Origin of the sequence: Pseudonocardia sp. C8 (assembly GCF_014267175.1) — a bacterium.
In the GTDB taxonomy this organism is placed as follows: Bacteria; Actinomycetota; Actinomycetes; order Mycobacteriales; family Pseudonocardiaceae; genus Pseudonocardia.
Genome location: NZ_JACMTR010000002.1, coordinates 5447863 through 5459809, shown reverse-complemented (window position 1 = coordinate 5459809; position 11947 = coordinate 5447863). Strand labels below are relative to the sequence as shown.

Annotated in this window: 13 protein-coding genes; 10 read left to right on the top strand and 3 right to left on the bottom strand. The window is 72.8% G+C overall.

All coding sequences use genetic code 11. From position 1 onward, the window contains the following. Positions 1–53 precede the first annotated feature (53 nt). A complete protein-coding gene (locus tag H7X46_RS25975; protein WP_186361847.1) occupies positions 54–317 on the bottom strand; it encodes a hypothetical protein in 264 nt (87 codons plus the stop codon). A 509-nt stretch (positions 318–826) separates the two neighbouring features. Between H7X46_RS25975 and H7X46_RS25970 the strand changes: the two genes are divergently transcribed. Both H7X46_RS25970 and H7X46_RS25965 read left to right on the top strand, forming a co-directional pair. After that, a complete protein-coding gene (locus H7X46_RS25970; protein ID WP_186361846.1) occupies positions 827–1102 on the top strand; it encodes a hypothetical protein in 276 nt (91 codons plus the stop codon). A gap of 108 nt (positions 1103–1210) precedes the next feature. Continuing rightward, positions 1211–1963, top strand: coding sequence for a DUF402 domain-containing protein (locus H7X46_RS25965; RefSeq protein WP_186361845.1), 753 nt, complete (start codon positions 1211–1213; stop codon positions 1961–1963). A 32-nt stretch (positions 1964–1995) separates the two neighbouring features. Here the strand turns inward: H7X46_RS25965 and H7X46_RS25960 are convergent, their stop codons facing one another. Next, positions 1996–3375, bottom strand: coding sequence for a metallophosphoesterase family protein (locus H7X46_RS25960; RefSeq protein ID WP_186361844.1), 1380 nt, complete (start codon positions 3373–3375; stop codon positions 1996–1998). Between the two features lie 305 nt (positions 3376–3680). Between H7X46_RS25960 and H7X46_RS25955 the strand changes: the two genes are divergently transcribed. The 8 genes from H7X46_RS25955 to H7X46_RS25920 all read left to right on the top strand — a co-directional run bounded on the left by H7X46_RS25955 (position 3681) and on the right by H7X46_RS25920 (position 11041). Continuing rightward, positions 3681–4790 carry an ABC transporter ATP-binding protein gene (locus H7X46_RS25955; RefSeq protein WP_186361843.1) on the top strand — a complete coding sequence of 370 codons (1110 nt, stop codon included), beginning with the start codon at positions 3681–3683 and terminating at the stop codon, positions 4788–4790. A 36-nt stretch (positions 4791–4826) separates the two neighbouring features. Beyond that, positions 4827–6194, top strand: coding sequence for an ABC transporter substrate-binding protein (locus H7X46_RS25950; protein ID WP_186361842.1), 1368 nt, complete (start codon positions 4827–4829; stop codon positions 6192–6194). Then, positions 6191–6949, top strand: coding sequence for a tyrosine-protein phosphatase (locus tag H7X46_RS25945; protein ID WP_186361841.1), 759 nt, complete (start codon positions 6191–6193; stop codon positions 6947–6949). Before H7X46_RS25950 ends, H7X46_RS25945 begins: the two co-directional genes overlap by 4 nt. Further along, complete coding sequence (locus tag H7X46_RS25940) at positions 6946–7791, top strand: metallophosphoesterase (RefSeq protein ID WP_186361840.1); 846 nt, start codon at positions 6946–6948, stop codon at positions 7789–7791. The genes H7X46_RS25945 and H7X46_RS25940 overlap by 4 nt, the downstream gene beginning before the upstream one ends. Further along, on the top strand, positions 7791–8741 hold the full coding sequence (locus H7X46_RS25935; RefSeq protein WP_186361839.1) for a carbohydrate ABC transporter permease: 951 nt from the start codon (positions 7791–7793) through the stop codon (positions 8739–8741). The genes H7X46_RS25940 and H7X46_RS25935 overlap by 1 nt, the downstream gene beginning before the upstream one ends. Positions 8742–8754: 13 nt before the next feature. After that, on the top strand, positions 8755–9633 hold the full coding sequence (locus H7X46_RS25930) for a carbohydrate ABC transporter permease (RefSeq protein WP_370588972.1): 879 nt from the start codon (positions 8755–8757) through the stop codon (positions 9631–9633). Continuing rightward, on the top strand, positions 9630–10511 hold the full coding sequence (locus H7X46_RS25925) for a MurR/RpiR family transcriptional regulator (protein WP_255426223.1): 882 nt from the start codon (positions 9630–9632) through the stop codon (positions 10509–10511). Before H7X46_RS25930 ends, H7X46_RS25925 begins: the two co-directional genes overlap by 4 nt. Before the next feature lie 107 nt (positions 10512–10618). Beyond that, entirely contained in the window at positions 10619–11041 is a 423-nt protein-coding gene (locus H7X46_RS25920; protein WP_186361837.1) for a hypothetical protein, read from the top strand. 74 nt (positions 11042–11115) lie between these two features. Here H7X46_RS25920 and H7X46_RS25915 read toward each other — a convergent pair whose 3' ends face one another. Next, positions 11116–11844 carry a glycoside hydrolase family 16 protein gene (locus tag H7X46_RS25915; RefSeq protein WP_186361836.1) on the bottom strand — a complete coding sequence of 243 codons (729 nt, stop codon included), beginning with the start codon at positions 11842–11844 and terminating at the stop codon, positions 11116–11118. Positions 11845–11947 lie beyond the last annotated feature (103 nt).

Sequence of the window (11947 nt, the reverse complement as noted above, 5' to 3'; positions counted from 1 at the left end):
CGTCCGCCGTCGCAGGGAAGCCGGTCACGAACCTCGACACCGTGCTCGACGCGTCAGGCCTTGTCGCCCGAACCGGACGTGGACGACGTGGACGAGGCCTCCCGCTCGGAGCCGGAGCGACCGGCCAGCGCGGTTCCCACCCCGATCGCCGCGGCCACAGGCCATTCGATCATCCCGACGGCCACCGTGGCCGCCAGCCCGCCGAGGAACAGCATCGACTTGCGGGAGGGCAGCATCGACCACGCTCCTCGGGCCGCCGCGTCGAGGTCGCCGCGGTTCGGCACATGAAGATTCGGGGCCCGGAACTCCGCCGTCACGAACGGAAGATCGAGCGTCGCGGTGCGCTGCCCCGTGGACCCACGCGAACCGCCCTGCCGCTCCTTCGCGCCGCCGTCGGACTTCCCGGTGGAGCGGCTCGATCCGTTTCTCGTGTCCTCGTCGTCGGCCTGCGTGTCCGAAGTCCTCGTCCTGCCCGCCACAACGCACCTCACTGTGTCCGACGCCACATCGATGCCGGACAATGCTCGTCTCCTCGTCGCCGGAAGGCAACCCGAGGGAGCGGTCGGGCGACGTCGTGGACGATCCCCGGTGGGAGGGATCGACCGGTGTCTCGTGCGACGGTGGCGCCCGACCGCAGGGCCGGGCGCCACCGTCGCCACCGCCGATCATCGTGGCGGCCTCACCTGCTACTTCTTCTTTTTCTTGTCCTTCTTGTCCTTCTTCTTCTTGCCCACGCGGCCCACCCCCTCGCCTCCGAGTGTCAACAAAACCTTGACGGCGGACGACCGTAACAGCCGCACCCGAGGTGTCAAGATATGGTTGACGAATGACGCGGGGTCCCCGGCGGCACATCGAGAAGGCTCTCGGGGCGATGACCCGATCGGCGGACCCGCTGGAGGTGCTGGACGCCGCCCGGCAGCTCCGTGAGGCGGCCGAGCAGATCGAGTGGGAGTCCGCCCGTGACGCCCGCGCCGCGGGGGTCACGTGGTCCCGGATCGGTGCCCTGTACGGGACCAGCAAGCAGGCCGTCCAGCAGCGGTTCGGTCGCCTGCCCGGCCCGCGCTCCACACCGGCCCGGACCGACCCGCCGGCGAACGGGTAGCTGCTGCGGAGTCGCGAGCGACGGCCGCACTGGCGTCGCGGCCACCGCCTGCGCCACACTCCTCGCCACTCCGCTCCAGACCCGGGCGGCAACCCATGGACCCTGCCGATGACTTCACGACCCGCACGTAGCCCGATCCGCGACCGTGACTGCGATGAGCCGGCGCTCGACACCGTCATCGAGCGGATCCGTGCCGACCTGGGCGCCGACGACCCCCGTGCCGAGCTGGTGCCCGGTTTCGTCCGCGAGGCCGCCGCCGGGCTCGCGGACGCGCCGGTACGCTGCTACATCGCCGTGCTCGTCGAGCGCGCCGCCCGCCGGGAGCTGGCCCGCCCCGACGTCGTGGCCCGGACGCGCTGGATCCGGCGCACGCCCTACGAGCTGCGCATGCGCAAGTGGGACGGCTCGCCCGGCCGGCGGACCCCGGTGCGACCGCTGCGCCGCGACGAGTTCGGCCACTGGTACCTGTGGCCTGCCGGGGAGCCCGTGCTGCCCCGGTCGGGGCCCCCGCGAACCTACGACCACGACTTCGTCCACCTCGTCCCGGCGGCGGGGTGCTGGACCGCCCGGTGGGGCGCCGACGGGGACGTGGACCTCTACTGCGACGTCACCACCCGGCCGGTGGTCGAGGCCGACGCGGTGCGTGCGGTCGACCTGGACCTCGACGTCGTCCGCTATCACGACGGCCGCACCGCGGTCGTCGACCAGGAGCAGTTCGCGCGACGCCGCATCGAGATGGGCTACCCGTGGCCGGTGGTCCACGACGCCGTGGCCACCGCCCGGTGGCTGCACGCGGCGGTCAGCGAGCGGCGGGAACCGTTCGGCACCGTCGGCGCAGGCCTGCTCGCCACCCGGAGCTGACTCACCCGCCGCGGCCCGGGCCCGAGGTGGGGCTACCGGGTCCGCTGCAGGGTGACGGTGTCGAACCGGGTGCCGTCGACGGCCACACCCGTGATCGTCATCGTCGCGGGCCGGCCGTCGCCGGCCGGTTCGACGTCGATCACGGCGATCGAGTGGCCCATGTAGGGCACGGCCGACCACTCGGCGGTCTCCGGGACGCGCACGCCGTTCTCGTCGACGACGTACGAGGCCGGGCGGGTGCTCGTCGGGTACTCGGCCTGGCCGCCACCGCCCGCGGTCAGGTAGGTGGTGCCGGAGGCGCTGTCCACCGTCGCCCCGACCGGTGCCTCGGCGACCGGCCGGCCGGACCGCATCGGATGGGTGCGCTCGTAGCAATGGTTGTGCCCGTTGACGACCAGGTCGACCGAGTGCTCGTCGAACAGGTGCCCCCAGCGGTCCCGGATCCCGCCGTCCGAGCCGTGCACCGCGTTGGTGCAGTACATGCAGTTGTGGAAGCCGACGACGATGAAGTCGATCCGTTCGTCGGCGCGCATCGCGGACAGGGTCTCGGCGAACCAGGTGTCCTGGTGGTGGCCGAGGTAGTTGCGGTTGCGGTCGATCTCGTAGGAGGCGTCGTTGCCGTCGAGGGAGATCAGGCCGACGTTCTGGTAGCGGAACGAGTAGGTGGCCGGGCCGTCGGGGGCGCCCGTGCCCGGCAGCGTGAACCGGGACAGGTATCCCTGGTACCCGAGCTCGCCGCTGCCCCGCTCCATCTCGTGGTTGCCCACAGTGGTCATCCACGGCACCCGGGCGGCGCTCGGCTGGATCTGGGCCAGCCAGGCGTCCCACCGGGCGGGGTCCTGCTGGGCCGGCAGGGCGGTCCCGCCGGACATGTCGGCATAGCAGAGGTCGCCCACGACGAAGGCGAACGCCGGGTCGGCCGCGGCGATCCGGGTGATGTGCGACTGCGCCGCCGCGCCCACTCCCATGTCGCCGAAGGCCACGAACGTGAACCCGCCGGACTCGGCGGCGGCCGTCCGGAACGTGCCGGTGAACGGCTCACCGCCGTCGTGGCGAAGCCGGTAGTGATACAGCTGTCCCGGCTCGAGGGAGTCCGCGCGGACGTGGTGGTAGATGGTGTCCACCAGGGGCGCACCGGTCGACTCCGCCGGCAGGGTCAGTCCGTAGGTCCGGTCGAGGCCGAGATCGACGACCGCCCCGCGGACCGGCTGCGGGGTCGACCAGGACAGGGCCATCGCGCGCGCCGGGTCCGCACCGAAGGTGAGGTGGGCACCGGCCGGAGCTCCCGCGGCGCGGGCCGGTGGGGTCCACAGCATCGGCCCGCCGACGAGGGCGCCGCCGGCGACGGCAGCCGCCTTCAAGACGGTGCGGCGACTGGTGCGGGTGGGGGTGGGGGAAACCTGGTCGGTCACGGTCGTGTCTCCGTCGTGCTGTGGGGGAGCGGAAGCCGCGGCAGGTTAGCCGGACAGTAGGGCGAACGGGTGAACTGATCATGATCTGTTCACTCGGAGTGCGTAAACGGAGGGGCCACGCGGCGCACCAGGCCGCGGCGCGACACGGAGCCGGCCGGACGCGTCACCCGATCACGCGACTTCGCCGCCCGGCCGTCACTTTCCGTCCATGCCGGAGGCATCGGCTCGTCGGTCGCGCCCGCCATCGTTGCCGTGTAACGACGTGACGCGAATGGGTCGTCACGGGGTAACGAGGAGACGTACACGTGGCCAGGATCCAGATCGAAGGGCTCGGCAGGAGGTTCGGCACGACCGTCGCCGTCGACGCCGTCGACCTGACCGTGGAGGACGGTGAGTTCGTCGCGTTGCTCGGCCCGAGCGGCTGCGGGAAGACCACGCTGCTGCGGATGCTCGCCGGGCTGATCCCGCCCAGCACTGGGCGGATCAGCCTGGACGGCAAGGACATCACGGCCGCGACGCCGTCGGACCGGGACGTCGCGATGGTGTTCCAGAGCTACGCCCTGTATCCGCATCTGACCGTCGCCCGCAACCTGGCCTACCCGTTGCGCTGCAAAGGGATGCGGCGAACGGAGATCACCGCGCGGGTGACGGCGGTCGCCGAACGGCTCGAGCTGGTGCCGTACCTGAACCGGCGGCCCAAGGAACTGTCGGGTGGTCAGCGCCAGCGCGTCGCCCTCGGTCGGGCGATGGTTCGTGAACCCGCCGCGTTCCTCATGGACGAACCACTGTCGAACCTCGACGCGAAACTGCGCGCCGCGACCCGCACGGAGCTGGCCGCGCTGCACCGCGACCTCGGTGCGACGTTCGTCTACGTCACCCACGACCAGGTCGAGGCGATGACGATGGCGAGCCGGATCGTCGTCATGAACGGTGGTCGGGTCGAGCAGGTCGGAACCCCCGCCGAGGTGTACGACGCACCCGCCTCGGTGTTCGTCGCCACCTTCCTCGGCGCCCCGCCGATGAACGTCGTGCCCGCCACCGTGACCAGCGACGAGGCCGGTGTCCGCGCCGACGGCGACGGCGTGGCGGCCCACCTGTGGCCGGGCCGCACCCCGGAGCACGAGGTGCTGCTCGGCATCCGCCCCGAGCACCTGGTGCGCGCCGCCGACGACGCGGCCCTGCGGCTCGACGCCGTGGTCGAGGCCGTCGAGAACCTCGGCAGCGAGGAGGTGGCGCAGTGCCGCGTCGGCGGCGCGCCGGTCGCGATGCGCGGACCCCGGCCGCTGCGGCTCGCCCCCGGTGACCGGGTGGCGCTGACCTGTGCCCTGGCCGACCTGCACCTGTTCGACGCCACGACCCGGCGCCGCCTGCGCTGGGCCGACGAGCCCGCCGACCGCGCCGTCGCAGTCGGTTGACCCCCCGACCGAACCCGAGAACGGAGCACCCCCACGATGTTCCCCCGACTCCGCCGACGGCTGCTCCCGGCCGTCCTCACCGTGGCCGGCCTGGCCCTCGCCGCCTGCGGCGGGCCACCCACCACCGCGACGGCCTCCGGAGGGGGCGCCGCCCCCGCGCTGGCTCCCGACCAGAAGGTCGCGATCACCTTCGAGACCTACAACCTGCTCACCGCCGGGCCGTGGACCGAGACCGTCCACGGTCTCGTCGCGGAGTTCGAACGGCAGCACCCGAACATCGACGTGACCGCGCAGGCCCCCCAGGGCGGGATCGCGAACCTGGCGGGCAGCGTCCAGCAGCAGATCGTCGCGGGCAACCCGCCGGACGTCGCCCAGCTCGGGTTCGGCGAGCGGCAGTTCGCCGCCCGCTCGCTCGGCGCCGTGAACCTCACCGAGACGTTCGGTGCGGACGCCGTCGCGGCCCACCTCGACGGCTCCGACGGCCAGCACCCGTTCCACCCCCGTACCCGGACGATGGGCGACGTGGACGGCTCCACGTTCGGCATGCCGTACGTGTTCTCGACGCCGGTCCTGTTCTACAACGCGAACCTGTTCCGCGCCGCCGGTCTCGACCCGGACCGGCCGCCCCGGACCTGGGCCGAGTTCAAGCAGGCCGGCCTCGCCCTCACCGGCCGGACCGACGCCGACGGCGGCTACATCTCCTGCCTCGGTACCGGGGCCGCCGACTGGTGCCTGCAGGGCCTCGTCCGTTCCGCGGGCGGGCGGGTGCTCGCCGAGGACGGGAAGACGATCAGCTGGGGCGACGGCGGCGCGGTCGACGCGCTGGCGGCCTGGCAGGACATCGTCCGGTCCGGTGCCTCGCCCGACATGGACCCCAACGACGCCCAGGAGGCCTTCTCGGCCGGAAAGCTGGGAATGTTCCTGCAGACCAGCGCCGTCCAGAGCGCGTTGATCAAGGGGGCGAAGGGGGCGGGCTTCGAGCTGCGGGCCGCCCCGATGCCGGCCTTCACCGGCCACGAGGTCGTGCCGACGAACTCCGGGTCCGCGCTCTACTCGTTCTCGAAGGACCCGGCGAAGCAGGCCGCGGCCTGGGAATTGATCAAGTTCATGACGAGCGAGACGGCGTACACGAAGATCACCAGCGGGATCGGCTACCTGCCGCTGCGGGTCGGCCTGGTCGACGACCCGGCCGGGCTGAAGGACTGGGCCGCGAAGAACCCGCTGATCCGCCCCAACCTCGCCCAGCTCGACCGCCTGGAGCCCACCGTCGCCTACCCGGGCAACGAGTACCAGCAGATCCTCACGCTGCTCACCGACTCGGCGACCGAGGTCGTCTACCGCGGGGCCGATCCCGCCGCCACCATGCGGGCATCCCAGGAGCGGGCCCAGGGGCTCGTCCCGTGACCGCCGGGCTCGACGCGCCGCGCGACCAGGACGTGCCCGGGGCGTACAACGTCCGCGACGCGGGCGGCTACCCGACCGCGACCGGGCAGGTCGCGCGGGGGCTGCTCTACCGCTCCGCCGGCCTGCAGCACCTCGGCGCGGACGGGCGTGCCGCGCTCGTCGCACTCGGCCTCCGCACGGTCGTCGACCTGCGCAGCAGTGCCGAGCGCACGGCGGCGCCCAGCGCGCTGGCCGGCACCGGGATCACGGTGCTCGACCGGCCCGTCCACGAGGGCGGCACCGGCCTCGTCGACGACGGCGACGTGCCGACCCTCGCCCGGCTCTACGAGCGGATGCTGTCCGGCTGCGCGACCGGCCTGGTCGCCGCGGTCCGCGAGCTGGCCCGGCCGGGCGCGCTGCCCGCGCTCGTGCACTGCGCCGCGGGCAAGGACCGGACCGGGATCGTCGTGGCGCTGGTCCTCTCCGCGACCGGTGTGCCCGACGAGGTCGTCGCCGCGGACTACGCGCTCACCGCGGCCCGGTTGCCGGAGTCGTTCTTCGCCGGGCTGCCCGTACCGGAGCACCTCGGCGAGGCGGCACTCACCGCGCTGCACGCGATCTACCGGGACAGCCCCGCCGAGGTGATGCACGGGCTGCTCCGGACCCTGCGCACCGAGTACGGCGGCGCCCGTGCCTACCTGCTCGACCACGGCATGACCGGCGACGAGCTGGACGCGCTCGTCGCCGCCCTCGACGTCACCCAGGAGGAATCGTGACCAGCCTGCTGCACCTGACCGACACCCACATCGTCCCCGAGGACCGGCTGCTGCACGGCAGCGTCGACAGCTACGACAACCTGCGCCGCGCGCTCGACGCGGCGATCGTCAGCGGCGTGCCCACGGACGCGATCGTGCTGAGCGGGGACCTGGCGGACGCCGGCGAGCCCGCCGCCTACCGGCGGCTGCGGAGCCTCGTCGAGCCCGCCGCGCAGATGCTCGGCGCCGAGATCGTCTACGTGATGGGCAACCACGACGAGCGTTCCGCGTTCCACGCCGAGCTGCTCGACGATCCCGGCGCGGGCCGGCGCAGCCACGACACCGTCCACGACATCCGCGGCCTGCGGCTGGTCGTGCTGGACACGACCGTCCCCGGCCACCACCACGGCGAGATCGACGAGGCGCAGTACGCCTGGCTGCGGGCGCAGCTCGCGACCCCGGCCCCCGAGGGCACCGTCGTCGTGCTGCACCACCCGCCGGTCCCGGCGCGGGACGAGCTGCACGCCGTCGTCGGTTTCCGCTCCCCGGAGGTGCTGCACGAGGTGCTGGAGGGCACCGACGTCCGCGCGGTTCTCGCCGGGCACACGCACGTCCCGGCGGCGAGCGTGATCGGCTCGACGTTCCTGTGGGTCGGCGGTGCGCTCGCCTACGGCTTCGACCCGACGGCGGCCGCCGGCACCCTGCGCGGCCGGCCCGCCTCCGCGTTCAGCCGGGTCGAGGTGCAGGACGGGAACCTGACCGTCACCTCCGTCCAGCTCCCGGACGAGGACGAGCAGCCGGTGTACGAGATGACCGCTGCCGAGATGGCCGCCGCCGTGCGGGCCCTGTCCGACGCCCGCTGATGCTCGTCGACGCCGCCCCGCTCCCGGTGGCCGGCCCGGTCCCCACCCCCGCCGCGGCTCCGGCCGCGGCGCGGGGGTGGGGATGGGTGCGGCCCTACCTCTACCTGCTGCCGGCCGTCGCCGGCCTCGTCGTCTGGGTGTACCGGCCGCTCGTGCAGACCGTCGAGTGGTCGTTCTACGACTGGAACCTGCTGCCCACCACGCCGGCCACCTGGGTCGGCTGGCAGAACTACGCCGAGGTGATGGCGCTTCCCGAGATGCACCAGGCGGTGGTGAACACCGGCTGGTACGTGCTGGGGCTGCTGCCGTTCGCGGTTGCGGTCCCGATGGCGATCGCCCTGCTCTCCCGCCGGGTCGGCGGTCGCGCACGCACCGTGTACCAGGCGCTGGTGTTCCTGCCGATGCTCGTCACGCCGGTCGCGACCGCCGCGGTGTGGCGGTGGATGCTGACCCAGGACGGCCTCGTCAACCAGGTGCTCGGGGTCGTCGGCGCCGATGCCGGCAACTGGTTCCGCAACGTCGACACCGCGCTCGTCGCGATCATCCTCATCACCGGCTGGCAGATCACCGGGTTCGCGGTGCTCGTGTTCGCGGCCGGGCTGGCCGGCATCGACGGCGAGTACGTCCAGGCGGCCGCCCTCGACGGCGCCTCCCGCCGGCGGATCCTGGGGACGATCACGCTGCCGTTGCTCTCGCCGACCGTGCTGTTCATGACGCTGATGACGGTCCTGCTCTCGGCACAGTGGTCGTTCGCGCTGATCGACCTGCTCACCCAGGGCGGCCCCTCCGGGACGACCATGAACGTCTACTACCTGCTCTACAAGTTCGGGTTCACGAACTTCGACGTCGGGTTCGCGTCGGCCGCCTCGGTCGTGTTCTTCGCCGCGTTCGGGGTGCTGGCGGCCGGCCTGCTCGCGCTGCTCCGGCGCTTCAGCTTCTACGACAACTGAGGGGACTCACACGGTGCTGACTCCTGTCGAACCGCCGCCCGGGCGGGCGGCCCCGACGACGATGCCGGAACCGACCGGCCACCGGCCGCCGTGGTGGCGCGGCATCGGTGGCCACGTCGTGCTCGCCGTCGCGGGTCTGGCGAGCGCGTTCCCGGTGTACTGGATGTACGCCACGTCGGTGAAGCCGTCCGAGGACGTGCTCGACCGGCGGCTCGTGCCCGCGTCGGTCACGCTGGACAACTACGCCCACGTGCTGGCGAGCCTGCCGTTCGGCTCCATGCTGGTCGGGACGTTCCTGATGGCCGCCGCCGTGGCCGCGGGCACGGTGCTGACCAGCGTCCTGGCCGCGTACGCGCTGGCCCGGTGGGACTTCCCGGCCAAACGCCTGATCATGCTGCTGATCGTGTGCACCTGGCTGGTCCCGGTGCAGGCCACGATGCTGCCGAACTACGTCCTGATCTCCCAGCTCGGCCTGCTGGAGACGCTGACCGCCGTCGTGCTGCCGCAGCTCGTCACGGCGGTCGCGGTGCTCCTGCTCTTCCAGCACGTCAGCGCGTTCCCGCGGGAACTGTTCGACGCGGCCACGATGGACGGTCGCTCACCGTTCGGCACCCTGGTCAGCGTGCTGCTGCCGAACATCCGGCCCGCGATCGCGGCGGTCACCATCCTCGCCTTCATCGGGGCGTGGAACGAGTACTTCTGGCCGACGATGGTGCTGCGCCGCAGCGACGACCTGATCCAGGTCGGGATCCGCTCGTTCCTCACCTCCGAGGGGAACGACTGGGGAGCGCTGATGGCCGCGTCCGGACTGGCCTGCCTGCCGGTGTTCGCGCTGTACTTCGCGCTGCAGCGGCAGGTCGTCGACGCCTTCGTCCGCTCGGGACTGCGATGATCCTGCCCGTGAACCGCCCGGCACCAGGACCCTCGGAAGCCCTGCCCAGGATCCGCGCGATGCTGGGCAGGTTGGTGGCCAGCGAGCAGCGGGTCGCCACGGTGCTGCTCGACCACCCCGAGCAGGTCCTGCACTGGTCGGTCGCCGAGATCGCCGACGCGGCGAGCACCTCCACGGCGACCGTCGTGCGGACGTGCAAGAGCCTCGGCTTCACCGGGCTCCAGCAGCTGCGGCTGGCGCTCGCGCGGGAGGTCCCCGACCGCCCCCCGCCGGAGCCGGCGACGGTGGCCGCGGTCTTCGCCACCGCGATCGAGAGCCTGCGCCTCGGCGCCGACACCATCGACCAGGCCCAGGTCGACGGCGCCGTGGCGGCGCTCGCCGCGGCGAACCGGCGGCTGTTCGTCGGCACGGGAGCCTCCGCACCGCCGGTGCAGGACGCCGCGTTCCGCTTCGTCTGCGCCGGGTGGCCGACGGAGGCGCCGGCCGACAACGTCGCCCAGCTCCTGACCGCCCGCCTGCTCGCCCCGGACGACGTGTGCCTCGCCGTGAGCCACAGCGGCGCGAACCGGCCCACGCTGGCCGCCGTCGCCGCCGCCCGGGAGGCCGGTGCCACGACGATCGGGATCTCCAGCTTCGCCGACTCGGCGCTGATCCAGCAGGTCGACGTCCCGCTCGTCGCCGGCACGGCCGTCGGCCCGATGGGGACCGACGTGGTGACCGGCCGGGTCTCGCACGTCCTCCTGCTCCACGCGTTGCAGGTCGGCATCGCCCGGAGCGCACCGGGGGTCAGCCGGCATGCGCAGACCAAGCTCGCCGGGCTGCTGGACGGGCTCGCCGCGGAGTCCCCCCGCGACCACAGGGACGCGTGGACGCTCTGACACCCGTCCGGGGGCGACCGCCTAGGTCGGGCATGCCCCCGGCGCCGTGTGTTCGGATCGCGTAAGGATCGTGCCTCCGGCGCGGTTCCGGTGGTTAGCCTGCGGGAATGAGTCGGGCACCCGCGCCGCTCGTGGCGCTCGTCGGATGCAAGCGCAGCAGGTTCGCCATGGCCGGGCGGCACCGCGTGCTGACCGTACGGGACGGCCGGGTCCGCATCCTGGGACGGCAGGGAGCCGTCGATCTCGATGCCCCCGTCGGCGCGGTGACCGCCCGGCTCACCAGGACGCGGACGGTCGAGCTCCGTACGGACGCCACCTCGGTGTACGTCTTCGGCGTCCTGGAACTGGGCAACCTCCACCGGGAGCTGCAGCAGATCGCCGCCGACGCGAGTGCCGGTGCGGAACTGATCGGCCCGGAACCGAGCGGGTTCCTCGGGATCTACTCGCCGAAGGCGGTCACCGGGACGGCGAGGATCAGCAGCGCCATCGCCGAGGCCCTCCACGAGCGGGGTGTGGGGCAGGGGGAGTAGGGAACGTGTCGGCGATTCCCGCGCCCGACGACGTCGGCGGGAACGAGATCGGCCGTCCGGGTCGACCGTGCCCCTCAGGTCCGGCCGGCCGTGTACACCCGGACGTAGTCGATCTCCATATCGCCCTCGGCCTCCGGGAGACCCGGGGCGAGGCCGTTGCAGGCGAGGATGAGCCGGCGGTCCTGGGTGGCGAGCAGCTCGCGGTGTTCCGGGTTCTCGATCTCGCGGTGCAGCTGCCGGAGCAGGGTTCCCTCGAAGTAGAGGTTCACCTCGCCGTTGCGGCGTTCCAGGCCGTACCGGTGGAATCCCCGGTCGAGGTCGGCCCCGGTGGGGAACGACCGGCCCAGCTTCGGCGTGAGATCCGCGTGCGGTGGGGGCGACGGCGTCCACCGCCACAGGTGGGCGCTGCTGCGCACGTTCTGCCGTCCGGCGTGCCGGTTGTCCTGGTGGTACTCCTGCAGGTCGATCTCGACGTTCAGGTCGCCGTCCGGCCCGGGGCCGGTCTCCTGCTGCACCCAGATCGCCGAGTTCACGTTCGCCGCGAACGGGATCATCTTCGCCCGCACCTCGAGGTAGGTGTCGGCACCGATGGCGAACGCGGAGTGCAACAGCCCGGCACGCCAGGGACCCGATCCGGAAGGCCGCCGGACCTCGATGTGGAGGCGTCCGCCGTGGACGGTCGCCCGGTCGGGTTCGAAGTGGAGGCCCCCACCGCCGCTCGTCCAGTGGTCGGTGGCCCACCTGGACGGGTCCCACGCGTCGCCGTCGAACTCGTCTGCGGGCCGGGTCGATCGTCCACTCACCGGGTGGGAGGGCCGGTCGGTCTTCCGGCGGAAGGTCGGGCCGGTCCGTTCGCCCGGCCGGTGCCCGGTCGCTGCCGGGCGTGCACCCACCGGCGGCCGGGAG